The following is a 24,099-nucleotide window of genomic DNA, read 5'->3' as shown; positions in this document are numbered from 1 at the left end:
CAAGCTTAATATAGATTCAATCCACTCACAAGGGGCGTAACAACTTGATTTCACTAGCGATGATCGTGAAGAATGAGGAGCAATATTTGGCACGATGTATACATAGCGCGGCTGCAATGGTTGATGAGATCGTTGTTGTGGATACCGGGTCAACGGATCGAACCGTAGACATCGCATTGGAGTATGGCGCGAAGGTGTTTCACTTCGAGTGGTGCGATGATTTCGCTGCAGCGAGGAATTACGCGCTCGAGATGACTTCAGGTAAATGGATACTCGTATTGGATGCCGATGAATATTTTGTGGAAGCGAACGTAGATGCTCTGAGGGGATTTACAAGTACGAATATTCAACGGGTCGGTGTCATTGATATGGTGTCGAGATTCGTAGAAGATGGACAAATCTTCGAGGGAAGACACACGGTTCCAAGGTTGTTTCCAAGAGGGATTACCTACGTCGGACGTATTCATGAACAGCTAACCCCATTGCTACCACGGGCGGCGACTGGTTTAAAGCTGTTGCATGATGGCTATTACATGACAGACAAATCCACGCGTAATATTCCGTTGTTGCTCAAAGCATTGGAAGATGAGCCGGAAGACGCCTATCTGAATTTTCAATTAGGTAAGCAGTATCAGGGTGCCAAGCAGCATGAACAGGCTATGCAATATTTGGAGAGCGCATATGGCTTGTTAGAGGAGTCTGACCCATTTGCCTTAGAAACGATCGTCGAGTTGTTGCAGGCGTATACGAAATGCAAGCGCTATGATCGCGCGCTACAGTTGGCAGGCGCTGAAGTCAAAAGACTGGAAGAGTCACCTGACTTCTGCTTCGCGACTGCACAATTTCTGCTCGACTACGCGATCGATTCAGAGGACTACTCGGTGATCGAGAATATTGAGAACAGCTACTTGAAGTGTCTGGAGTTAGGACGTCAAGGGGTTCCTGAATTTGTCGTTGGTTGCTCATCTTTCTTGGCGGCGTACAATTTGGGTGTTTTCTATGAAGTCATTGGGAATATTGCGAGGGCGCAACAGTACTACGCGCTGTCGGCTTCTCACGGATACGAGCTTGCTGTCGAAAAATGTCGGACTCTGTAATCTTATACATGGCTTTCAAGCTAGCTCAGCTCAATGTTTGATGTGATTAACCGATATATATAATAGGCGAAATTACTAGCGGTCACCCTTAAGGCAACTCTGGCGATAAGAGTCGCTAGTTTAGCGCCAAAAAGTGGAATCTAATTTTAGATGTAATGTCCAAATCGAAAAATGTCGATAAGTAAGGTAGTAGGCGCACTGAAAGGCGATGATCCGAAACGGAATGTTGAAATATAGCCAAAAGGAAATGTCTCAAGCAGAGTTGCGTCGAATGCAGTTGATTCAAATTGAGTTACTTGCGGAATTCGATGCGTTATGCAGGAAGCACGAGTTACGCTATGTCATTGCGTCAGGGACGCTATTGGGCGCGGCGCGGCATGGATCTTTTATTCCTTGGGATGACGATATCGACGTAGAGATGCTGCGTAGCGACTATGATAAATTTTGCAAGATCGATAAACAAGAGTTCGGAGAAAACACGTTCTTCCAAACGAATAAGACGGACAAGCATTATCCGTGGTTATACGGGAAATTAAGACGCTCCGGCACACAAGCCGTTCGTCTTGGTCAAGAGCATCTCAAGATGCAAAGCGGTGTATTTATTGATATATTCCCTCGTGATGGGGTGCCAGAACATACCCTGCTTCGATCAGCGCGAAGCGTGGTTGCGGCAATGAGCCGGAAGATGCTTTATGCGCGGGTGGCTTGTAGAACTTCGGAAACATTCATTGGGAGATTGGGTTGGAGTATCGTTCGGATGATACCTAAACAAATCCCTTTTGGTATCGCAAAGCTCCTTTCCGTCGTATTCGACGAGAAGCGATGTAATCGGGTTGGTTGTATTGGTTACCATGGCAAGGCGGAAGCGAACGGGTTTCGCAAAAACTGGTTTACGGAAATGGTGCTGTTACCTTTTGAAGGAGAACAATACTATGCGCCGGCGGATTGGGATGGCTACTTGCGATACGTCTATGGTGATAACTACATGATGCCGCCACCACCGAATCGTCGGCAGATCACTTCTCCACTTTCTTCATATAGTCTATGACATTTAGAGAGGATGATGAGCATGAAGGCAATCCTGCTTGCTGCTGGTCGAGGCACTCGAATTTCTCGTATGATCGAAGATGTTCCGAAGTCGACGTTACCCATTGATGGTGTTCCGCTCATCCGTCGCACGGCGCAAATGCTACTCGACTCAGGTTTTGAATTGGTCGTATGCGTAGGATATCAATCGAACAAAATATATGAAGCGCTCGAAGGGCTTCCCGTTAAGTATTATTTCAATCCGTTCTATAATGTGACGAACAGCATTGCGAGTCTTTGGTTCGCGCGCGAGGAGTTGCAAGGCGACTCGATCGTACTCAATGCGGATGTTTACTTCTCGAAAGAAATTCTTGATCTCGTGCTTAACGATAAATATGAGGTAAGCATGGCGATCGATAAGACACGTACGGAGGTCGGGGACTACTTCTTCTCAACGACGGACAACGGCTGCATCGAGAAGTATGGGAAGGAGCTTCCGCTCTCGTCCCGCAGCTGCGAATATGTCGGGCTCGCCAAGATCAGAGGTAGCTTCATGGAGAAATTCAACGAACGTCTGGGGTGGCTCGTGGAAACCCATCAGCACTCTTTATGGTGGGAAAACGTGCTGTATTCTTTCGCGGATACGAAAGAACAAAATATATATACCGTGGACGTCGGAGGGAGATTCTGGGCGGAGATCGATTATTTCGACGATTACGAACGGATTCTGAAGCATATCGAGAAGGAGGAAGAAGCCCTTGTCAGACCGGCACCGAGTTTACGGCGAGCGTATTAATATTAAGACGGAGAACACGCGCTCCTTCTATGACGAACGGGCGAAGGCGATTGCAAGTATGGCTAACCCGTACGTAGCGGTATTGCTTGGAGATCAGAATCCGGGCCACGCCGAGGAGTGGAATAGGTACGAGAAGCAATTCATTCTTCCGGAACTGCAAATTTCTCGGACGAGCCGCGTGCTTGATATCGGGTGCGGGATTGGGAGGTGGGCAGAGTCGATTATTCCGTTAAGCGGGTATTATTGCGGGACTGACTTCTCGTCTGAGATGGTTGAGACGGCCCGCAAGCGCAATCATTTCGCCGGGAAAGCCTATGACTTCTATAACCTATCTTTCCAAGAAACCGTTCGGCAATCAACAGGATATTACAAAGGGCGATTCGACCGGTTAATCGTTGGCGGCGTATGCATGTATATTAACGATGATGAACTACCCACGTGTTATGAAGGATTGCTGCCCTTGTTAGATGAACACTGCGTTATCTACTTCACGGAGACTGTCGCGGTAGAGAACAGGTTGACGTTGGATGAATGCCCTTCCGAAGCACTGAGGACGAGCTACGATGTCATCTACCGGACGCCGGAGGAGTATATTCAACATTATAAGGCTTTCACGGACGCGGGATTCAGAGTGCGTGAGCAGAAATACTTGCCGCACTTGAACAAAGAGAAACAATATTACGAGACGGATCGTTGGTACACCCTACTGGAAAGGTAGTCATGCGATATGTATGTGAATGAATTCATCAAAGATCTGTATCGCGTGAAATTCCATGACGAGCGGGATCAGGTTCTCCGACTAGATATGAATGAAAGCCCGGAAGGGCTTCCCGCGGATTTCGTGGAAGAAGTGAAACGAAAGATTACGCCGGAATTTCTAGCCACGTATCCGCAGAAGAATCGACTTGTGCGGCAAGTCTCGCTTCATTGCGGATTGCAAACGGATCAAATTACGATCACTTGCGGTTCCGACGAAGCGATGCGACTTGCATTCCAATGTTTTGGTGAACAAGGGCGTACAGTCGTAACGGTTACACCAACGTTCGAGCTGTATGGGGTTTATGCCGCGATGTTCGGAATGAAGCATGTCGCTGTGGACTATAAGGAAGATTTCACGCTTCCGGTGGATAGGCTGTTAGAGGCCATTGATAAGGACACGGGTATTGTCGTCCTGCTCAATCCGAATAGTCCGATCGGGGCTGTTTACACCGAAGCAGAAGCTTGTGCCATCATCGAGAAAGCACAAGCAGCAGGCGCATTGGTTATTATTGATGAAGCTTATCATTACTTCTATAGCCCGACATTCATGCCGTTACTATCGAAGTATGAGAATGTCTTGCTGCTGCGCACGTTCTCGAAGCTCTGTGCCATTGCAGGACTTCGAGTTGGCTACGCAGCAGGCAATGCGAAGCTGATCGAGTATTTGGAAAAGTCCGAGGCGACGTTCAATGTGAACAACGTCGGGTTATTGTTTGCCGAAGAAATTCTGAAGCGTCCAGATTTAATGGAACAGCAGCGGGTATCGGAAGCAAAAGGACGGAAGTGGCTCGCTCAGCAACTGCGGGATCATGGCTACGAAGTACTGGCTTTGGAGGGAAACTTCCTTCTATTCAGGCCGAGGAAACATTCGGCAGATGTGGTCGCGTCGTTGAAGGAGCAGGGAGTGTGGATTCGAGACTACCGCTCCGGAATCCTGGCAGGCTATTTGCGTGTGTCAACCGGCAACATAGAATCGATGCGCACATTCTGGAACGCCTTTTCGATTGTGGATCAGGAAGGAAAGTAAGGAGGGCGTATTCATTTTTTGTTGTCGATAATGACAAGTCCAAGTGGGGGTGTGTGTCCTAAGGAGGGCATGGTATCCCCGCTTGCACATTTGTAGGAGGGAGTCCCCGTGAAGAAGATTTCTGTTATTATGCCTGTCTATAACGTAGAAGCCTATATTTGCAAGAGTCTGGAGAGCGTGGTTCACCAGACGTATCCGAACCTTGAGATCATCTGCGTCAACGATGGTTCGACCGACCGGTCGGGAGAAATTTGTGATGAGTACGCGCGGAGAGATTCGCGGGTAAAGGTCGTTCATCAAGCAAATCGGGGCTGCTCTAGTGCGATTAATGCTGGGCTTGACATAATGACGGGAGACTACGTTGGGTTTGTCGATCCGGATGATTGGGTAGAGCTTCATTTCTTTGAAGAAATGGTGAAGTTACTTGAAGATCATGATGTGGATTTTGTTTGCTCAGGGCGGTTTATTGCGACAGATAAGCAAAGTTCTCGAGTTGATAATAAAGCTGATTTCGTACCGGGTATAATCAAGCGGCAAGAGATCATGAGATATACGTTTATGCGAGATTCATATCGTGCTTTCGGGGCGTACTATTGGAATAAACTTTTTCGTGTGAATCTGTTTAATCCGACTAACGGAATTGAGAAAATTCGCTTTTGGGAAGAAGTAAGTGGCGGCGATGTACTTATGTTTATTGATTATGTAATGAAAGCGAACACAGCTTACTATTTTGATACGCCATATTATCATTATTACCAGCGGGAAGGTTCACTTGATCATGCCAAAGATTTAAGCAGTCGAAGCGATATTTTAAAGGTATATACTCGTATTATTGAGAAACTCGAGAACAGCGTGATCGAATTGGATCTTATCCAATGGGTCAAACGGTTCTATGTCTACCACGCTAGCTTGTTAGCAGAATTAGCAATGGAACTTCAAGAACAAGATAAGTTGAGACAAATGCAGAATGAAATGAATCGGTATTTAGCTGTTTATATGGATACGAATAGGGAGTTCCCCGACAGGCTTGAGAGAATAAATCGGTTATTAACTGCACACATTTGACACGCTTAAAGGGGTTGTAGTCATGTTTCTAAGTATGAAAAACAAAATACTTGCACTATTCGGTACCATCTCGGAGATGCTTGCAGAACTCGGGAAAATGAGCAATAAGAGTGGCGCAATCGAGGAATGTTCAGCGGCGCTGGCGGCTATCCTGAATCAATTGGATAAGGAAGAGTCGTCGCCGCCGCAGTCTAAACAAATGTTATTGGAAATTCAAGCGGCATTCGCAGCATTGTATGCGGATGGTTCACTTATTAACGATATTGCAATAAAGACGCTGGACAAGCAAGTGAAGGTGCTTCGGGAGACCGTGGCAGCAGAAATCAAACCGAAATTGAATATCGTGTTTTTCCCCTATAAAGCGTCCATGTGGGACAGCTTAGAATCCATCTATGAGGCAGCCGCCAAAGACTCGAATTGCGTAGCGAAGGTCGTTCCGATTCCTTATTATCAGCTATCCAACGACAATGCCTTCGGAACGTATGAGGGGGATTTTTTTCCGTCACACATTCCGATTACACATTATAATGCGTATAGCTTGGAAAATGAACAGCCGGACATTATCTATGTACATAATATTTACGATGAATATAACACCCTTACGCGAGTACACGAAATGTACTTCACGTCCAATTTGAAACAATATACCGAAATGTTAGTCTACGTTCCCTATCATGTTTCTTCATTTGTATTGCCGGTTGAAGGGGATCGCAGCATGGCATATGACATCCCGACCATCAAGAACGTGGACAAGGTGATCATTGTCAATGAGCCGTTGAAGCAAATGGCCATTCGCAGCGGTGTTCCTGAAGGAAAATTACTCGCGATGGGTTCGCCTAAATTAGACGCATTAAATAAAGCATTGAATACGGAGATTGAATACCCTTTGGAGTGGAGGGAGAGAATTGCAGGTAAAACCGTTTATTTAATAAATACGGAGGTCATGTTTTTTGCTTCCAACGTACACTTCCGTTTAGAATGGCTAACCCATTTTTTTAACATTCCACGAATAGACAATGACAGTATCATTATTTGGCGTCCACATCCGCTAACTCAGATTTCAGTCATGAAGTATTCGCCGAACCTGACAGAATATTATGTGAACTTAACCGATTCTATTCGGAACAAAGATCCCCTATATAAACACATTATTTTAGACGAGTCGGCAGATTATATTCCTGCTTTGATGGCTGCGGATGTCATGATTACACATGTGGGCTCTCTATTAATTTCTTATTTATTGACAGAGAAAAAAGTGCTCTTTTGGGGAGACAAGATGCCGGAAAATTCATTGGTCCCTAGTAATGCATTTTATTATGCTTTTAATCCAAACGAACCTTGGTACGAGCTTGTTAAGAGTTTTTCGGCCGGAAATGATCCATTAGCAGAAAATCGTAAAGGATTGGCATCTAAGATTTATGTCAATTCCGATGGATCGAGCGGTGCAAAAATCTATCAGGAAATAAAGGATTGCGTATTATGATTAAAGTCTCCGTAATAATGCCTGTCTTTAATGTGGAGAGCTATTTGAGAGAGTGTTTGGATAGTCTCGTCAGTCAGACATTGACCGAAATTGAAGTCATTTGCATCAATGATTGTTCGACCGATAGATCGCTTGAGATTCTGAATGAATATGCGACAAAAGATAACAGAATCATTATTATTAATAATAAAGAAAATATAGGGGCTGCAAAGTCAAGGAATATCGGGTTGCTTGAAGCCAAAGGAGAGTATTTGGCAATCCTTGACTCGGACGATTTTTGTGATATTCGCATGCTGGAAATCGCATATGGCAGATGCGTGGAAGAAAACGCGGATTTGGGAACATATGATTATGCGAAGTTTAATCATTCAACGAAAAGTACGATGGACTTATCAATGCCCCTACATTTTGCCAAACGTATAAGCAACCGCACTTTCAGTTTTGATCAGATGAGCGACTATGTGTTTCAATTAATTAATTGTGCGCCTTGGAATAAATTATATAAGAGAAGTTTCGTATTAGAGAGTGGGCTTGAATATCAAGATCTGCAAAATTCAAATGATACTTATTTTGGCTACATGATTTTAACAAAGGCTAAGAGAATTATCTATATAGAGACCGACACCCCGTTATATTACTATCGCTTCAACCTTCCTAATCAAATTACGAGCAATGTACATCGCAATCCGAAGTGTGTTCTGGAGGCGCTCGTTGCCATCCAAAAATCGTTGATTGAACAAGGGGCGTTTGAGAAGTACAAACGAAGCTTTCACTCGTGTGCGGTTGAACATTTTTACTATATGTTCGACAAGTCTAAAGACGATTCTAAAAGTGAATTGTATGAATTGGTTCGTCATGAGGGATTAAAAGCCTTAAACATGATGCATTGCCAAGAATCGGATTTCATAAGCAAATATGAGTTTAGAAGGTATCAATATTTTCTGAAAGAGCAATATGAGGTATCTCAACTAGGTTCTTTAATGAGAATTAACGAGTTGTTTGATTGTTTGAAAAGCGCCGGATATCACTACGGTCTATGGGGCTATGGATTATTCGGGAAGGCCTTCTTTCAAGCATGCCAAGAGCATGGATTCGAGTTGCGCTGCATCATTGATGAGGATGCCGGAAAAGCGGGGTTGCAGGTAGCCGGACTAACGGTAGAGCCATTCGAGAAAGCACGTGACAAAGTGAGCGCTGTAATCGTGCCGAATAGCCAATACAGCAAGAGTATCCATCGCGTACTTCGTCAATCCGATCGAGAAATTAAGTTGTTCGATGTGGATAGTTATCTGCGCTTAGGCTTAAAAATGGAAGATTGTATCTATTGATATAAGTGTCGAGAGGATGACGATTTGAGCATGAAATTCAAACTACCTGTCGAGGCTTTCGCGAAGTCAGCATCTGTGGTCATTTATGGAACGGGCGATGTAGCCAATCAATATATGGATCAAATAGAGGAGATGGGTGCCCAGGATCAGGTTGCTTATTTTGCCGATTCCTACCCATCGGATGTAGGAGTATTTAAAGGGAGACCGGTTCTTAGCCTGAAGCAATTGCAGGATCACCCCGATCGGGCGCAATGGACCTATATCGTGGCTTCGTACTTAAATGCACACTGTGTTGTCGACGAGTTGCGGAATTGCGGGGTGGCAGAAGAAAATATTGTGATGCCTGCCCCGGCGAGTATAGAGAGGGATAAGGCCTACTTCCCTCTGCATCGCGATTCTATACAGCACATCGTAATGTATCCGTATATAGAAGAAGAAACCATTCGTAAAGATATCATGACGCGATTGAATTGGTATCTGCCTAATTTAGCGGATCTGAAGATATTTATGCCAGAGCATCAAGTGCAGATTCAAGCATGGCGTGGACAGTTGGAAGCATGTGACCTTGTATTGGTATGGGATAAAGAGCGTCTCGGCGATGATGATCTTCAATCATGCAAGGTGAAGACGGCTTGCGTAGATCCGAAGTATACGGATACGCAAGAAATCTATGTATACGTCAGTTTGTATTACAGGACTACTAGCTATAATCAGCGGAAAGAATTCTTATCACAATCGATCAGCAATTTTGCCAGAATGCAGGAGCAGTTTAAAAAGTACGATTTGGCATATGTGTTTGGTTCAGGACCTTCTCTTGAGAAGGTATGGGACATGGAGTTTGAACCATCCGTTAAGATTATCTGCAATTCCATCATTAAGAATGCAAAATTAATCAATCGGCTGAATGCGGATATTTTTGTTTTTTCGGATGGATTATGGTTCAGTCATACTTCATTCGGAGCAGAGTTTAGACAATGTCTTATTGCGTTTCTTCAAAATAAAAATAGGTATTGTATCGTCCCGGAAATGTATGCACCGCTTCTATTGGCACATTTCCCGGATATTCGTGATCAGTTAATCGGCATCCCGGTATCAAGTTCATCAATGAATATCCCAACAACACAATCTTTCTCTGTTAAGCAGACGTACAATGTAATGACCAGGCTCGGAATCACAACAGCATCGTCGCTTGCGAAGTCTGTTTACATCTTGGGTTGCGATGGCAGAAGTAACGTCAATGATCTAGAATGGAAACATAGTAAGTCTGCTACCCTAGTTGTTGTTGAGAATGAAGACTTGCAAAAAGTGCATTCTTCTTCGTTAGTATCTCATGATCCTCCTGTGCAATACTCCGAAAGGCATCATCGTTTCATGGAGGAATTACTTCAACATGGGGAGAGGCAGGGAATCACCTATCGGTCGCTAGCCCCATCTTATATTCCAGCGTTGGCGAAACGGCAATTGAAATCGGAGGAGTGATATATATGATGAAGTTTTATCGTCGTTTAAGGCGTACCCTTCGAAAGAAATGGTGGACGAGGAAAGTTGCGCAGCGAGCGAGTAAGGTAGGAACTGATTTGACAGTGAACAACAAATCTAGCGTTACCCGCAATACATACCTAGGTAATAATGTGAATTTTAATGGAATGAGAATTACAGGTGGGGGCAAGGTAGTAATAGGTGATAACTTTCATTCAGGCGAAGAATGTTTATTCATTACTCAAAGCCACAATTATGATAATGGTAAAGCCATTCCTTATGATGAAACGCAAGTTGTTAAAGATATCCACATCGAAGATAATGTATGGCTAGGTAGCAGAGTAATCGTCTTAGGCGGCGTAAGAATCGGGGAGGGTGCAATCATCCAGGCGGGTAGCGTAGTCGTTTCGGATGTTCCCAAATATGCCATCTTCGGTGGCCATCCAGCTAGGTATTTTAAAAGCAGAGATATTGAACATTATGAAACGTTAAAAGCACAAAAGAAGTTTTTATGATTTAAGGGTGGGGTGGATATGACTCGAATTCGCAAGGTATTGGTAACCGGAGCTGACGGTTTTATCGGTTCTCACCTAACGGAAGAGCTTGTGCGTCGCGGCTATGACGTTCGTGCATTCGTCATGTATAATTCCTTCAATTCGTGGGGCTGGTTGGATCATGCCGCAGCGGACGTTCAGGGGAAGTTCGAGGTGTTCGCTGGAGACATTAGAGATCCACATGGCGTAAGCGAAGCAATGAAGGGCTGCGATGCGGTCCTTCACTTGGCCGCGCTCATCGCGATCCCGTATTCGTATCATTCTCCCGATACATATGTGGATACGAATATTAAAGGTACGCTGAATGTACTGCAAGCCGCCAGAAATCAAGGCGTGCGTAAAGTCGTACATACCTCCACCAGCGAGGTTTACGGAACCGCATTATACGTGCCCATCGATGAGAAGCATCCATTGCAAGGCCAATCGCCGTATTCGGCTTCCAAAATCGGTGCCGACCAAATGGCGCTGTCCTTTTACCGTTCGTTTGAACTGCCGGTCGGCATCATTCGGCCCTTTAATACATACGGACCTCGCCAATCTGCGCGGGCGGTTATTCCGACCATCATCACGCAGCTTGCCGCGGGCAAAGAAAGCATCCGACTCGGGGCGATTCACCCTACTCGGGATTTTAACTACGTAAAAGACACCGTGCGGGGCTTTATCCACATGCTGGAGTCGGATCAATGCATCGGCGAAGTGATCAATATCGGCAGCAACTTTGAAGTCTCGATCGAAGATACAGTCGCTTTTCTTCAAGAAATCTTGGGAACGGATGCGGAAATCGTCAGCGACGACGTTCGAATTCGCCCTTCGCTCAGCGAAGTGGAACGGCTGTGGGCGGACAATCGGAAGGCGAGCGAGCTGCTTAGCTGGCAGCCGGAGTTCGCGGGAGTAGAAGGCTTCAAACGGGGACTTCGGGAAACAGCGGAGTGGTTCGTCGATCCGATCAATCGAAGCGGTTATAAAGCGGGCATATACAATATTTAAGCGAAGGGGGACAAAGGCATGCCGGTTGAATCCGTTCAGATTGCGGATGCCGTTGTCACAGCGATTCGAGCTGCTGTAGAGGGGAACCCGCAGCGGCTCGCCTTGCATCAACCCGAATTCAAGGGCAATGAATGGAATTACGTGAAAGAATGTTTGGATACCGGTTGGGTATCTTCGGTTGGTAAGTATGTCGATCGTTTCGAGGAACAATTGGCAACTGTTACGGGATCCCAATATGCGGTTGCTGTCTCGAACGGTACAGCCGCGCTGCATATTGCATTACTATTGGCGGGAGTCGAAGCCGGCGATGAGGTACTGATCCCTTCGCTAACCTTCGTTGCAACCGCCAACGCGGTCTCTTATTGCGGAGCCATGCCTCATTTTGCGGACATTGCCGAATCGACTTTGGGGCTCGACCCCGAAGCATTGAAAAGCTATTTGAGGGACATTGCGGTGACGCGTGACGGATGCACCTATAATCGGATGAGCGGTCGACGGATGAGAGCGCTAGTCCCGATGCACACGTTCGGTCATCCTGTGGATTTGGAACCCCTTATCGAAGTGTGTGAACGGTATAAGCTCGTTCTTGTAGAAGATGCGGCAGAGTCGATTGGATCTAAGTACAAAGGGCGGCACACTGGAACGTTCGGGAAACTCGCCTCGCTTAGCTTTAACGGCAACAAAATCCTTACAACTGGGGGTGGCGGCGCGATCTTAACCCAAGACGAGTCGCTGGCCAAGAGAGCCAAACATCTGACGACTACCGCCAAGATTCCGCATGCTTGGCAATTTGAACACGATCAAATCGGCTTCAACTATCGGATGCCGAATTTGAATGCTGCATTAGGCTGCGCTCAATTGGAGCGGTTACCTTCGTTTCTTCATCGAAAGAGATTGCTCACGGAGAACTATAGACAAGCCATAGCGGATGTACCTCACATGAAGCTGTATACTGAGCAAGCTTTCGCAGAAAGCAACTACTGGCTCCAAACGATCATTCTGAATTCCCCCAATCTTGAATTACGGAATGAAATTTTGCGTCGGACGAATGAAAACGGGCTGATGACCCGTCCGGTTTGGACGCCGATGCATCAAATGAAAATCTACGCTAATTGCCCTGCGATGCCGCTTCCTGTTACTGAACAAATGGCGCAACGTATCATCAATTTACCGAGCAGTCCTATCTGCGCGGGTGACGAGTGATGAGAACGATCTGCGTTATAACGGGCTCTCGGGCGGAATATGGACTTCTTCATGGATTGATGAAAGAAATTCAAACGGATGACGACTTGCATCTTCAGATTGTGGCAACCGGCATGCATTTGTCTCCGGAGTTCGGATATACCTATCGCCAAATCGAAAATGATGGATTCGTAATCGATGCCAAAGTGGAAATGTTGCTGTCGAGCGATACTCCAACCGCTATCACGAAATCGATGGGGTTGGGATTGATCGGTTTTGCTGATGCGTTGTCTTCCTTAAGACCGGATTTAATCGTCGTGCTTGGCGATCGATATGAAATCATGGTTGCAGTGCAAGCCGCGATGATCGCAAACATCCCGGTAGCTCACCTTCACGGCGGAGAAAGCACGGAAGGAGCTATTGATGAAGCTATTCGCCATTCGATTACTAAGATGTCCCATCTGCATTTCACAGCAGCAGAACCTTATCGGCAACGGGTCATCCAACTCGGAGAACAACCGCAACGCGTATTTAACGTCGGGGCGATTGGTTTGGACAACATTCGTAATCTTCCGTTGCTCGGCAGGGAAGATTTCGAGGCGGCTATCGACTTTAGCTTGGGGCAAGGCGTGCCGTCCTTTCTAGTTACGTATCACCCACTTACTTTGTCAAAGCGATCCTCAGCCGAAATGATCGATGAATTGCTTTGCGCGCTGGACCGCTTCTCGGATGCACGCATCATCTTTACTAAGCCTAACGCGGATACGGACGGACGGATGATCTGCCAACGGATCGATCGCTATGTATCCGAACGATCGGATCGATGTGTTTCTTTCGTGTCAATGGGTCAACTCAAGTATTTGAGCGCAATCCGACATGTTGATGCGGTAATCGGAAACTCTTCCAGCGGGATTATCGAAGTGCCTCTATTCAAGAAACCGACGGTTGATATCGGGGATAGGCAGAAGGGCAGGTTGAAATCTTCGTCTGTAATTTCATGTGGTGAATCCGCGGACGAGATCGAAGCCGCGATTGGTGTTGCGCTATCCTCGGCATTTCAAGCTGAATTGCCGTATACGGCTTCCTTATTCGGTTCCGGGAACGTGGCGCCGCAAATCAAGGAAGTGATCAAATGTGTCGAGCTAGATCATATTACGGTGAAAAAATTTTATGATGTGGAACTGTGAGGATCAAGATGACCAATCGCGTGTATGTCATTGCCGAGATCGGCGTTAACCATAACGGTTCGCTGGAGCTGGCCAAACAATTGATTGAAAGGGCTGTCGAAGCGGGCGCCGATGCCGTGAAATTCCAAACGTTCAAGGCGGACAAGCTTGTGACTCCGGAGGCATCGAAAGCTCAATATCAGCGCGAAACGACGGACCGAGAGCAATCTCAACTCGACATGCTGAAGAAGCTGGAGTTGTCTGAAGCGGATCATCATGTCCTCATGGCGCAATGCGCAGAGCTTGGCATCGATTTTTTATCGACGCCGTTCGATGAGGATAGTTTGCATTTCTTGGCGCAACGCTGCAAATTAAGTCGATTAAAATTGCCGTCCGGTGAAATTACGAACGGTCCTCTGCTGCTGGCAGCCGCCAAAAGCGGACTGCCCATTTTCTTATCTACGGGCATGAGCACAATAAGCGAAGTGGAGCAAGCTCTGCAAGTGCTGGCTTTTGGCTACTTAAACTCTAATCTTGCTCCGGGAAAAGCGCATTTCGAATCGGCCTACGCTTCTCCAGAAGGACGACGGTTGCTGCAGGAAAAGGTCGTATTACTGCATTGTACGACCGAGTACCCTTGTCCGTTCGAAGAAGTGAATCTCCGTTCGATGGATACTCTGAGAGATGCATTTCAGCTATCCGTAGGCTATTCCGATCATACGGAAGGCATTGCCGTTTCCGTAGCCGCAGCTGCTCGGGGGGCAAGCGTTATCGAGAAGCATTTTACGTTAGACCGCAACATGGAGGGGCCTGATCACCGCTCTTCGATAGAACCGCAACAATTTCGAGAGATGGTTCAATCCATACGACAAATAGAGATAGCGATGGGTTCTCCGTATAAAGGACCGACGACATCTGAGCTCAAAAACAAGCCGATCGTTCGCAAAAGCCTCGTTGCCTCGGCACCTATAGCAGAAGGAGAACGTTTCACAGAGCGCAATATAACGATGAAACGCCCTGGATTGGGAATATCTCCTATGGAATACTGGGATTTGTTGAACAGAATTGCGTCTAGAAACTATCACGTTAATGAGCAAATCAGTCGATAAATAGAGTAAGACTTTCAGGATAGGTGAGCAGCATGTTGCCTGTTATTTTGATTGGCGGCGGGGGTCATGCGAAAGTTTGCATGGATGTATTAAGTTTATTAAACATTCAGGTGCTTGGATACGTAACCCCAGATGCCGCCCCCCCATCGTTGCCATTCGTGAGAATCGGTGACGACGAGGCAGTGCTTCATTATCCGGCGTCTTCGATTGCTTTAGTAAACGGTATTGGATTTCATCCGGAACACGAACGGAGGAAAAAGGCATACAGCACTTTTAAAGATAAGGGGTATTCCTTTTTGTCCATCGTTCATCCGTCAGCCGTCGTTGCGGAAGGCGTGCATTTGTCTGAAGGGGTGCAGATTATGGCCGGCGCTATCCTTCAACCCGGAACTCATATCGAAGAGAACACGATTGTGAATACAAGGGCTTCGGTGGATCATGATTGCCGGATCGGTCCGCATGTTCATCTAGCCCCTGGGTCTCTGCTATGCGGTGGAGTGACCGTTCAACAAGATGCATACATCGGAGCGGGCGCGACAATCATACAAGGAATTCGAATCCATGAGAAAAGCTTGATCGGAGCGGGTTCTGTTGTCGTTCGAGAGGTTCGTCCACATACGAAAGTATACGGGGTACCTGCCAGGGAGGTCACGAAATGAGTACGCTACAAAGCGTAATGGTAAGGCCGGAATCGACAATCCTTGAGGCTCTACAAGTGATCGAATCCGGCACGCTTCAAATCGCGTTGGTCGTGGATGATCGCAAAGTACTGTTGGGTACGATTACGGACGGGGATATTCGTCGCGGATTGCTGCGGGGAGAAAGTCTCAATTCCTCGGTGACGACAATCTTGAATAACAATCCGATTACCGCCAAGATGTCGGATAGCCACGATTATATTTTTTCACTCATGAAAAGAAAGCAATTACGGCAAATTCCGGTCGTCGATTATGAGGGCAGAGTCGTGAAGCTCGAACTGCTGGATCGCATTATCAGTACAGATAAACGCGACAACTGGGTCGTGCTCATGGCCGGAGGGCTGGGTTCACGTTTAGGAGCGTTGACGAAGGATACTCCTAAACCGCTTTTGAGAATCAACAACAAACCGATTTTGGAAATTATTCTCGAGAACTTTATTGCTTCGGGCTTTCATCGTTTCTATATTTCTATCAATTATAAATGGGAAATGATCCAAGATTATTTCGGAGACGGCTCCCGTTGGGGCGTCGAAATTCGCTACTTGCACGAGAAGGAGCGTTTGGGAACCGCAGGCTCCTTAAGTCTGATAAAGGACAAGCCGCAAGAATCGCTGCTTGTCATCAACGGAGACTTGCTGACCAAGGTCGATTTCCAGCATCTCCTGGACTACCATAACGATATGAATGCGATTGCGACAATGTGCGTGCGCGATTATGAGCTTCAGGTGCCCTACGGCGTGATCAAAGTGGATAGCAACAAGCTGACGGGCATCGAAGAGAAGCCGATTCAACGCTATTTTATTAACGGAGGCATATACGTTATCGACCCATCGGTGCTAGAATATATCCCATCCAACACGTTTTTTGATATGCCGACATTATTCGAGCAATTAATAGAAAAGAAGAGAAATACGATCGTTTTTCCGATTCGGGAATATTGGATCGATATTGGCCGACTAGACGATTTTGAAAGGGCAGCCGGGGAATTTGCCCAAGTGTTTGCTTAATTCAGTTGCGATGGAGGAATAGATTCATGAAACATGACGTGCTTAATAAGTACAAACTACCCCAAGATATCCGGTTTTGTAAGGAATGCACGATTTCCAACCAGCGTCCGCGGATTACGTTCGACGAGAACGGCGTTTGCAGCGCGTGCAATTACGCTAAGTATAAAAGAGCTCAGGTAGACTGGAACGCCCGTGAGAAAGAGCTGATCGAGCTGCTCGATCGTCATCGTAAGAACGATGGTTCTTATGATGTGATCGTACCATGCAGCGGAGGGAAGGACGGCGGTTTCGTCGCTCACCAACTGAAGTACAAGTACGGGATGAATCCGTTGACCGTCACGTGGGCGCCTCATCTTCCGACGGAAATCGGGCGCAGGAATCTGGATCGGTTTATCCAATCGGGCTTCGATAACGTCCTGGGTACGCCGAACGGCAAAGTTCATCGGCTGATGACCAAACTTTCTTTTCTTCATTTGGGTGATCCGTTCCAACCGTTTATCTACGGTCAGACGAACTTTCCGCTGAAAGTAGCAGTGCAAAATAACGTTTCCTTGATTATGTACGGTGAGAATGGAGAAGTCGAATACGGCGGCGACATGAAGAACGCTTTCCGGCCGACGCGCGAAATTCAAGACCATGACAAACACTACTTTTCGGGATTGCCGCCTGAGTTTTGGACAGAACACGGCGTTTCGGAAAAGGATATATATCCGTACAAAGCGCCTAGCTTTGAGTCCGTTTTGAAAAACAACACGGAGATTCATTTCTTCGGCTACTACAAGTTCTGGGACCCGCAAGAAAACTATTACTATTGCTCGGAGAATACCGGTTTCTCCGCGAATACGGAACGTTCCGAAGGTACGTATTCCAAATACGCGAGTCTCGATGATCGAGTGGATGGTTTCCACTACTTTTTGGGCTTCATAAAGTTCGGTATCGGACGCACGACTTCCGATACGGCGCACGAGATCAGAGACCAGAAGATTACGCGTGAAGAGGGGATCGCTCTCGTCAAAAAATACGACGGAGAATTTCCGGCGAAGTACTATAAGGACTTCCTCGAATATTGCGATATTACCGAAGATCAGTTCTGGGAAGTAATCGACAGTTGGCGCTCCGATCACATCTGGATGCAACAAGGCGGTGAATGGAAACTTCGCCGTACAGTATGGCAGCCGTAAACTGTTGCTACGAAGGGAATTGGCTTTATGGGCAAATTGCGTTTGGTCGCTCGAATGGACATTAAGGGTCCGAATTTAATAAAAGGCGTGCACCTGGAAGGTTTGCGCGTTGTCGGAGACCCGCAACAATTCGCGCGGAGGTATTATGAAGCGGGAATCGATGAAATCATTTATATGGATGCTGTCGCGAGTTTGTACGAAAGAAACAGCTTGTCGGACATTGTTTCTTACACGGCTCAAAATGTTTTCATCCCGATTACGGTGGGTGGAGGCATTCGATCGACGGATGACGCCAAGTCGCTGCTTCGAGCAGGAGCGGACAAAGTTGCCGTTAATACGGCGGCAACTCGTAACCCGCAGCTCATAAGCGATATTGCAACAACTTTCGGATCTCAGTGTATGGTTCTATCGATTGAAGCTAAGAAGCTAGCAGACCATAAATGGGAAGTTTATATCGAGAACGGCAGGGAACGCACGGGCCTCGACGTGGTGGAATGGGCGAAGCTGGGCGTAGAGCGCGGAGCGGGAGAAATATTGCTCACTTCGGTCGATCAAGAAGGAACTCGCAAAGGCTTCGATGTCGAATTGATTCGCGCGGTCAGCACCGCCGTACCGATTCCAGTCGTGGCAAGCGGCGGCATGGGGACGTTGGAACATTTGAAAGAGGCGGTAACGACGGGCAAGGCGGATGCGGTTGTTATGGCCGATGTTCTTCACTATAACCGAATAAGCATACGGGAAATCCGAAACTATGCGAGATCGAATGACCTCGCGGTCCGCCATGACGGCTGGTTGGAGACGTTGTAATGAAAAAAATAATGATTATTGATTACGACGCTGGAAATCTGTTAAGCGTTAAGAGAGCTTTGGAACATTGCGGAGCGGAAGTTTCGGTATCGGGAGATCCGGAAAAGATTCTGAAAGCCGATCGCGTCCTCTTACCGGGCGTAGGCGCATTCGGTAGCGCGATGAGCGCTTTGCGTGAGCGGGAGCTTGTCCCGTGCATTCGAAAATTTGCGGCCAGCGGGAAGCCGTTTCTAGGCATCTGCCTTGGGATGCAGCTCATGTTTGATGAGAGCGAGGAGTTCGGGCATCACGAAGGCCTAGGACTGATTCCTGGCCGAATCGTTCATATTCCCGATACGACGTCGGCAGGGCTTGGACATAAAATTCCGCATGTCGGATGGAATGGCTTGAAACACCCGGAAGGTGAAGAGGCGTGGAGTGGAACGGCGTTCGAGAAGCTTTCTTCGGACAGCCACGTTTATTTCGTACACTCCTTTATGGCATGTCCTGAGAATGAGGCGCACATCCTTGCGACGACAAGCTATAACGGTAGAAAGGTGGTCGCAGCGGTTAAGGATCGAAACCTGTATGGCTGCCAGTTTCATCCTGAAAAAAGCGGTCCGGTAGGCATTCAAATCATTCGCGATTTTTTAATGATCTAAAATAACGAGGGGGCAGCGCCGTGATCCATGGCAAACAAGTGCTCGCAGTCATCCCGGCGCGCGGAGGATCCAAAGGAGTCCCGGGCAAAAACATCAAGCCGCTTTCCGGCAAGCCGTTAATCGCTTGGGCGATTGAATGTGCTGCCCGTTCCCAATACATAGATCGTTGCATCATAAGCACGGAGAGTGAGGAAATCGCCGAGATATCAAGGAATTGGGGAGGCGATGTTCCATTTCTTCGCCCGGCAGAGCTTGCGCTTGACGATACGCCAGGCATAGCTCCGGTTCTCCATGCCATAGACGAATTGCCGGACTACGATATTGTCGTGCTTTTACAGCCTACATCGCCACTTCGGCAAACGGAAGATATCGACGGGTGTATAGAGAAGCTGGTCTCATCCGGCGTGTCTTCATGCGTCACGGTTACGCTTGCGGATAAGACCCCGCTTTGGATGTATCATTTGGACGAGAAGGGATCCATGAGACCGGTTTTGGAATCGAATGACAGATCTCTACCAAGACAGCAGTTGCCTCCGGTGTACGTGCTTAACGGAGCTGTTTACGCTGCAGAGGTACCCTGGGTTAGACAAACTGGTAAGTTACTGGATAACGGGACTGTTTCTTTCATAATGCCTCGCGCACGATCGCTCGACATTGATACCGAAGAAGATTTTTGGATTGTGGAGTTTCAAATGAATCCGCATAAAAAAAATGATGGGGCATCAAGGGAGTGATAGATGCATGTCAATTCTAACGTTTCCAAAAATGAATGGAATTAATATAAAAATGGTCATTTGGGATTTAGATGACACTTTCTGGGCTGGAACTAGTTTTTATTGACGATAACCATGGAAATCGTGAAGAAGTAAAGTTTTACTTGCCGGAAGTCCATGTAATGGGTCCTGAACAAATACCGGAAATAATATGTCATCCTGCGTTTCAGGGGAAAGATGATGTCGACCATTCGCGGCTTAAACAATATAAGTTGTTAGAAATGCGGTTCAAAGAGCAGACGAAATATACTTCGAACGAGCAATTCCTGAGGAATCGAATATTCAGGTAAGACTAGAGTTTGATTGCGGGCGGCTGTTGGATCGAATTCATGAAATGATTCATCGTACAAATCAATTAAATTACACGAAGAATCGTATGGAAAAGAATGATCTGTCTGAGCTTATTCAAGATCCAATGGTTCAATCGGCGTGTATACAAGTCAAAGACAATTTCGGGGATTATGGTATTGTTGGCTTTTTTGCAATGAAGAACAATCATCTTATCCATTTTTTGTTCTCATGCAGGGTACTTAATATAGGCGTTGAGCAATGGCTATATGCAAAACTCGGGTATCCTCAAGTCGAAGTAGAAGCTCCAATTGCAACTCCATTGCGGAGTAATTATACGCCAAATTGGATATGTGAAGTTGAACGTTTCTCGGAAAGCAATGAACAAACAGGTCCGACTTTAAAACGGAAATGCTTTATGCGCGGGGGGTGCGATCTCGACTCCATCGTTCATTATTTAAATAGTGATTATGATGTTGCGACAGAGTTCAATTATGTTTCAGAGAAAGGGTTTAATGCGCACAGAGATCATACGATGATTCTCCGCCAAGCCTTTATGCTGCCGAAGCATAAGATTGATTTTCTAATTGAGCACGTGCCGCAATACGATAGCAACACGTTCCACACAGGCCTAATGAACAGTCAATACGATTTTCTAATATACAGCGTCTTAATGGATTATACATTGGCGGTGTATCGCTATAAAGAGGATCAGGATCTCAAATTCGTAACTGAAGATTATAGCTTTTTGTATACAGATTCGGCCAACTGGGAACAAACCATTCTGGATAATAAAGGTAGAATAACAAAGTCTCATCTCCAATGGTTGAGTGAGAACTTCATTGGTACTCCGTACTCAGAGGAAGAATTCCGGGAAGGTCTTACCTGGCTTAGGAATACTGTTCCGGAAAATGTTCCAATTATTTTTTTAAATGGAAGCGAAGTTCCTATGGAACACGAATGGGAAGTAGATAGATATCTTCACCACCGTAAAATGAATCGTGTGCTGGAGGAATTTTGTAGTAAACATAATAGAGTTCATATTGCGGATGTCCGGAAAGTGGTAAAAGAAAGAGAAGACGTTACAAATAACATAAGACATTATAAGCGAGAGAAATATAAAGATATATCTTATGAAATTTTGAATATTTTGGAGCAATATAAAGTGAGAGAGAATTAGGTCAGATGGAGGTGTCACGTGAAAATTGCAGTCGCTGGGACGGGGTATGTCGGGCTCTCGAATGCTATTCTTTTGGCGCAGCATCACGAGGTTGTAGCCTTGGACATCGTTCCGGAGAAGGTGGAACTGATCAATAATCGGCGTTCTCCGATAATGGATCCCGAAATTGAGAATTACCTGTCTACAATCGAATTAAATCTGACGGCGACGCTAGACAGCGGCATCGCATACCAAGATGCGGACTATGTCATCATCTCCACACCAACCAATTATGATCCGGTGCACAATCACTTCGACACGACGAGCTTAGAGTCGGTTATCGCCGACGTGCTGGCGATCAATCCCAATGCTGTCATGGTGATCAAATCTACCGTTCCTGTCGGTTACACAGAGTCGGTGAAGAGGCAATTTGCGACGGATCATATCCTGTTCTCACCGGAATTTCTCCGAGAGGGTAAGGCGCTTTACGATAATCTACATCCTTCGCGCATTATCGTGGGCGAACAGTCGGAGCGAGCACGCGTATTTGCGAGTTTGCTCGCTGAGGGAGCGATTCGGAAGGATCCGCCCATTCTATTCACGGACTCGACAGAAGCAGAAGCGATCAAGTTGTTCGCGAATACGTACTTGGCTATGCGGGTTGCTTTTTTTAACGAGCTCGATTCTTATGCCGAGATTCGGGGATTGAATACGCGACAAATCATTGAGGGCATCGGATTCGACCCTCGTATCGGCAGTCAATACAACAACCCGTCGTTCGGATACGGAGGGTACTGCTTGCCGAAGGATACGAAGCAGTTGCTCGCGAATTACAAGGACGTTCCGCAGAACATCATGTCGGCAATTGTGGACGCCAACCGTACTCGCAAAGATCATGTCGCAGAGATGATCATGAATAGGCAGCCCAAGGTAGTCGGCATATACCGGCTGACGATGAAATTGGACTCGGACAACTTCCGCCAATCGGCCATTCAAGGGGTCATGAAGCGCATTAAGGCTAAGGGCACCGAGGTTGTCGTTTACGAGCCTGCATTACAAGAGTCGGACTTTTTCAATTCTCGAGTGCTGCGAGATTTAGATGAATTCAAACGAGTGTCAGATGTGATAGTAACGAATCGTGTGGTCGACGATCTACACGATGTGCTGGATAAAGTTTATACACGAGACTTGTTTAGCAGGGATTGACGGAACAGAGTCGCGTAGAATCGATAAACACCACAACCATGACACCGCTTTCAAAAAACCATTGACACCAAATATTCACAAATGTTATATTCGTCTTGTGGGCTGGGCATTATTGCTTATGTCTAACGTCATTTGAATATGAAGGGAATGTTTAACACATGCAAGGTAAAGTTAAATGGTTCAACGCAGAAAAAGGTTACGGATTCATCGAAACAGAGCAAGGTGGCGACGTGTTCGTTCACTTCTCCGCTATTCAAATGGACGGTTACAAATCGCTTGAAGAAGGCCAATCGGTAGAATTCGACATCGTGCAAGGCGCACGCGGCCCTCAAGCAGCTAACGTTACTAAAGCGTAATCATCCCGGCGGTATGCCGCCGAACAATCATACAAGTTGTGGGTTACTCGTCAAGACGATATTGCCACGCACCCCGGATTTCGATTCGGGGTTTTTATTTATTTTTAGCGGATTTTTGCCTGCTTTAGGCATATTCGTAAAATATTCAGATAATTCAAAATTATTATCGGAATGTTTTGAATGGGCGCTTCGGATGTGGTATCATTGAAGTACGCAAAAGGAGGAATGCCAGATGAAATACAACATCCGTGGTCAGCGTATGGAAGTGACTGATGCTCTTCGCGAGTACGTGGAGAAGAAACTTGGTCGTCTGGAAAGGTATTTTGAAGCTCCTCCCCAATCTGATGTCAACGTAACCCTCAGCGTGACGAAAGGTCACCAAGCTATCGAAGTTACGATCCCCCTCCCCGGAGCGATTTTGCGGGCCGAAGAGAAAAGGGAAGACATGTACGCGTCGATTGATTTCGTAGTGGACAAACTTGAAAGGCAAATTCGCAAGCATAAGACGAAGATCAACCGCAATTTCCGTGAGCCCGGTTCCGCTCGGGCGTTGTTTAAGGAAGACTTTGGCGGCCACGGCGTCTCGACGATCGCGAGAGACGAAGAGGAAGATCTGGAACTCGTGAAATCCAAGAAATTTAATCTGAAGCCGATGGACGTGGAAGAAGCAATTTTGCAAATGAACCTCGTCGGCCATAACTTTTACGTATTTGTGAATACAGAGACGAAAGAAGTCAGCGTCGTTTACCGTCGCAATGACGGTAAATACGGATTGATCGAATCCGCAGAATAACCTGATAACGATAACCAACAAGCCTCGGCCATTGCGCCGGGGCTTTTATGTCGTTTACGCCGATTTCGATGACTACACAACACTCTTGCCTTCGACGATTACCACGTATGCACAGGCGTATGGACGAGAGAC

At 46.5% G+C, this 24,099-nt stretch carries 24 protein-coding genes; all 24 read left to right on the top strand.

Annotated elements, in window-relative coordinates:
* Positions 1-44: 44 nt before the first annotated feature.
* Complete coding sequence (locus ACFPOF_RS03265) at positions 45-1,097, top strand: tetratricopeptide repeat-containing glycosyltransferase family 2 protein (RefSeq protein WP_378129586.1); 1,053 nt, start codon at positions 45-47, stop codon at positions 1,095-1,097.
* A gap of 208 nt (positions 1,098-1,305) precedes the next feature.
* A complete protein-coding gene (locus ACFPOF_RS03260; RefSeq protein ID WP_378129584.1) occupies positions 1,306-2,145 on the top strand; it encodes a LicD family protein in 840 nt (279 codons plus the stop codon).
* Between the two features lie 21 nt (positions 2,146-2,166).
* Positions 2,167-2,919 carry a phosphocholine cytidylyltransferase family protein gene (locus tag ACFPOF_RS03255; protein ID WP_378129583.1) on the top strand — a complete coding sequence of 251 codons (753 nt, stop codon included), beginning with the start codon at positions 2,167-2,169 and terminating at the stop codon, positions 2,917-2,919.
* Positions 2,882-3,637 (top strand): class I SAM-dependent methyltransferase, encoded by a 756-nt coding sequence (locus tag ACFPOF_RS03250; protein WP_378129581.1) that lies wholly within the window; start codon positions 2,882-2,884, stop codon positions 3,635-3,637. The genes ACFPOF_RS03255 and ACFPOF_RS03250 overlap by 38 nt, the downstream gene beginning before the upstream one ends.
* Positions 3,638-3,646: 9 nt before the next feature.
* Positions 3,647-4,705: a pyridoxal phosphate-dependent aminotransferase gene (locus ACFPOF_RS03245; RefSeq protein WP_378129579.1), complete on the top strand. Its 1,059-nt coding sequence runs from the start codon at positions 3,647-3,649 to the stop codon at positions 4,703-4,705.
* 108 nt (positions 4,706-4,813) lie between these two features.
* On the top strand, positions 4,814-5,770 hold the full coding sequence (locus ACFPOF_RS03240) for a glycosyltransferase family 2 protein (RefSeq protein ID WP_378129577.1): 957 nt from the start codon (positions 4,814-4,816) through the stop codon (positions 5,768-5,770).
* A gap of 22 nt (positions 5,771-5,792) precedes the next feature.
* Complete coding sequence (locus tag ACFPOF_RS03235) at positions 5,793-7,253, top strand: hypothetical protein (RefSeq protein ID WP_378129575.1); 1,461 nt, start codon at positions 5,793-5,795, stop codon at positions 7,251-7,253.
* Complete coding sequence (locus tag ACFPOF_RS03230) at positions 7,250-8,581, top strand: glycosyltransferase family 2 protein (protein ID WP_378129573.1); 1,332 nt, start codon at positions 7,250-7,252, stop codon at positions 8,579-8,581. Before ACFPOF_RS03235 ends, ACFPOF_RS03230 begins: the two co-directional genes overlap by 4 nt.
* Before the next feature lie 30 nt (positions 8,582-8,611).
* Positions 8,612-10,060 carry a hypothetical protein gene (locus tag ACFPOF_RS03225; RefSeq protein WP_378129571.1) on the top strand — a complete coding sequence of 483 codons (1,449 nt, stop codon included), beginning with the start codon at positions 8,612-8,614 and terminating at the stop codon, positions 10,058-10,060.
* 5 nt (positions 10,061-10,065) lie between these two features.
* A complete protein-coding gene (locus ACFPOF_RS03220; RefSeq protein WP_378129569.1) occupies positions 10,066-10,575 on the top strand; it encodes an acyltransferase in 510 nt (169 codons plus the stop codon).
* Positions 10,576-10,593: 18 nt separating this feature from the next.
* On the top strand, positions 10,594-11,601 hold the full coding sequence (locus tag ACFPOF_RS03215; protein ID WP_378129567.1) for an NAD-dependent 4,6-dehydratase LegB: 1,008 nt from the start codon (positions 10,594-10,596) through the stop codon (positions 11,599-11,601).
* Positions 11,602-11,619: 18 nt separating this feature from the next.
* Complete coding sequence (locus tag ACFPOF_RS03210) at positions 11,620-12,804, top strand: LegC family aminotransferase (RefSeq protein WP_378129565.1); 1,185 nt, start codon at positions 11,620-11,622, stop codon at positions 12,802-12,804.
* A complete protein-coding gene (gene neuC / locus ACFPOF_RS03205) occupies positions 12,804-13,970 on the top strand; it encodes a UDP-N-acetylglucosamine 2-epimerase (RefSeq protein ID WP_378129563.1) in 1,167 nt (388 codons plus the stop codon). The genes ACFPOF_RS03210 and neuC overlap by 1 nt, the downstream gene beginning before the upstream one ends.
* Before the next feature lie 8 nt (positions 13,971-13,978).
* Positions 13,979-15,058 carry an N-acetylneuraminate synthase gene (gene neuB / locus ACFPOF_RS03200; RefSeq protein ID WP_378129561.1) on the top strand — a complete coding sequence of 360 codons (1,080 nt, stop codon included), beginning with the start codon at positions 13,979-13,981 and terminating at the stop codon, positions 15,056-15,058.
* 32 nt (positions 15,059-15,090) lie between these two features.
* Positions 15,091-15,717, top strand: a complete 627-nt coding sequence (locus ACFPOF_RS03195) for an acetyltransferase (RefSeq protein WP_378129559.1) — start codon at positions 15,091-15,093, stop codon at positions 15,715-15,717.
* On the top strand, positions 15,714-16,763 hold the full coding sequence (locus tag ACFPOF_RS03190; protein WP_378129557.1) for a nucleotidyltransferase family protein: 1,050 nt from the start codon (positions 15,714-15,716) through the stop codon (positions 16,761-16,763). The genes ACFPOF_RS03195 and ACFPOF_RS03190 overlap by 4 nt, the downstream gene beginning before the upstream one ends.
* A gap of 26 nt (positions 16,764-16,789) precedes the next feature.
* The gene (locus ACFPOF_RS03185) at positions 16,790-17,944 is read left to right on the top strand and encodes an N-acetyl sugar amidotransferase (RefSeq protein WP_378129555.1); all 1,155 of its coding nucleotides are present in this window, start codon (positions 16,790-16,792) and stop codon (positions 17,942-17,944) included.
* Between the two features lie 27 nt (positions 17,945-17,971).
* Complete coding sequence (hisF, locus tag ACFPOF_RS03180) at positions 17,972-18,751, top strand: imidazole glycerol phosphate synthase subunit HisF (RefSeq protein ID WP_378129554.1); 780 nt, start codon at positions 17,972-17,974, stop codon at positions 18,749-18,751.
* On the top strand, positions 18,751-19,392 hold the full coding sequence (hisH, locus tag ACFPOF_RS03175) for an imidazole glycerol phosphate synthase subunit HisH (protein ID WP_378129552.1): 642 nt from the start codon (positions 18,751-18,753) through the stop codon (positions 19,390-19,392). Before hisF ends, hisH begins: the two co-directional genes overlap by 1 nt.
* A gap of 20 nt (positions 19,393-19,412) precedes the next feature.
* Positions 19,413-20,126, top strand: coding sequence for an acylneuraminate cytidylyltransferase family protein (locus tag ACFPOF_RS03170; protein ID WP_378129550.1), 714 nt, complete (start codon positions 19,413-19,415; stop codon positions 20,124-20,126).
* A 415-nt stretch (positions 20,127-20,541) separates the two neighbouring features.
* Entirely contained in the window at positions 20,542-21,633 is a 1,092-nt protein-coding gene (locus tag ACFPOF_RS03165) for a hypothetical protein (RefSeq protein ID WP_378129548.1), read from the top strand.
* A gap of 18 nt (positions 21,634-21,651) precedes the next feature.
* Positions 21,652-22,818: a nucleotide sugar dehydrogenase gene (locus ACFPOF_RS03160; RefSeq protein ID WP_378129546.1), complete on the top strand. Its 1,167-nt coding sequence runs from the start codon at positions 21,652-21,654 to the stop codon at positions 22,816-22,818.
* 158 nt (positions 22,819-22,976) lie between these two features.
* Entirely contained in the window at positions 22,977-23,174 is a 198-nt protein-coding gene (locus ACFPOF_RS03155) for a cold shock domain-containing protein (RefSeq protein WP_209745463.1), read from the top strand.
* A gap of 232 nt (positions 23,175-23,406) precedes the next feature.
* Entirely contained in the window at positions 23,407-23,967 is a 561-nt protein-coding gene (gene hpf, locus ACFPOF_RS03150; protein ID WP_378129544.1) for a ribosome hibernation-promoting factor, HPF/YfiA family, read from the top strand.
* The last annotated feature ends 132 nt before the right edge of the window (positions 23,968-24,099 follow it).

The organism is Cohnella soli, assembly GCF_042655525.1.
In the GTDB taxonomy this organism is placed as follows: Bacteria; Bacillota; Bacilli; order Paenibacillales; family Paenibacillaceae; genus Cohnella; species Cohnella soli.
This window is presented reverse-complemented; position numbering and strand designations above follow the sequence as displayed.

Bases quoted from the DNA above. Each gene is read 5' to 3' on its own strand.
- ACFPOF_RS03190 (WP_378129557.1), top strand. From the start codon at position 15,714: ATGAGTACGCTACAAAGCGTAATGGTAAGGCCGGAATCGACAATCCTT.
- ACFPOF_RS03215 (WP_378129567.1), top strand. From the start codon at position 10,594: ATGACTCGAATTCGCAAGGTATTGGTAACCGGAGCTGACGGTTTTATC.
- ACFPOF_RS03225 (WP_378129571.1), top strand. From the start codon at position 8,612: ATGAAATTCAAACTACCTGTCGAGGCTTTCGCGAAGTCAGCATCTGTG.
- ACFPOF_RS03235 (WP_378129575.1), top strand. From the start codon at position 5,793: ATGTTTCTAAGTATGAAAAACAAAATACTTGCACTATTCGGTACCATC.
- neuC (WP_378129563.1), top strand. From the start codon at position 12,804: ATGAGAACGATCTGCGTTATAACGGGCTCTCGGGCGGAATATGGACTT.
- hisF (WP_378129554.1), top strand. From the start codon at position 17,972: ATGGGCAAATTGCGTTTGGTCGCTCGAATGGACATTAAGGGTCCGAAT.
- ACFPOF_RS03230 (WP_378129573.1), top strand. From the start codon at position 7,250: ATGATTAAAGTCTCCGTAATAATGCCTGTCTTTAATGTGGAGAGCTAT.
- ACFPOF_RS03165 (WP_378129548.1), top strand. From the start codon at position 20,542: ATGGAAAAGAATGATCTGTCTGAGCTTATTCAAGATCCAATGGTTCAA.
- ACFPOF_RS03255 (WP_378129583.1), top strand. From the start codon at position 2,167: ATGAAGGCAATCCTGCTTGCTGCTGGTCGAGGCACTCGAATTTCTCGT.
- hisH (WP_378129552.1), top strand. From the start codon at position 18,751: ATGAAAAAAATAATGATTATTGATTACGACGCTGGAAATCTGTTAAGC.
- neuB (WP_378129561.1), top strand. From the start codon at position 13,979: ATGACCAATCGCGTGTATGTCATTGCCGAGATCGGCGTTAACCATAAC.
- ACFPOF_RS03220 (WP_378129569.1), top strand. From the start codon at position 10,066: ATGATGAAGTTTTATCGTCGTTTAAGGCGTACCCTTCGAAAGAAATGG.
- ACFPOF_RS03245 (WP_378129579.1), top strand. From the start codon at position 3,647: ATGTATGTGAATGAATTCATCAAAGATCTGTATCGCGTGAAATTCCAT.
- ACFPOF_RS03210 (WP_378129565.1), top strand. From the start codon at position 11,620: ATGCCGGTTGAATCCGTTCAGATTGCGGATGCCGTTGTCACAGCGATT.
- ACFPOF_RS03260 (WP_378129584.1), top strand. From the start codon at position 1,306: ATGATCCGAAACGGAATGTTGAAATATAGCCAAAAGGAAATGTCTCAA.
- ACFPOF_RS03185 (WP_378129555.1), top strand. From the start codon at position 16,790: ATGAAACATGACGTGCTTAATAAGTACAAACTACCCCAAGATATCCGG.
- hpf (WP_378129544.1), top strand. From the start codon at position 23,407: ATGAAATACAACATCCGTGGTCAGCGTATGGAAGTGACTGATGCTCTT.
- ACFPOF_RS03155 (WP_209745463.1), top strand. From the start codon at position 22,977: ATGCAAGGTAAAGTTAAATGGTTCAACGCAGAAAAAGGTTACGGATTC.
- ACFPOF_RS03195 (WP_378129559.1), top strand. From the start codon at position 15,091: ATGTTGCCTGTTATTTTGATTGGCGGCGGGGGTCATGCGAAAGTTTGC.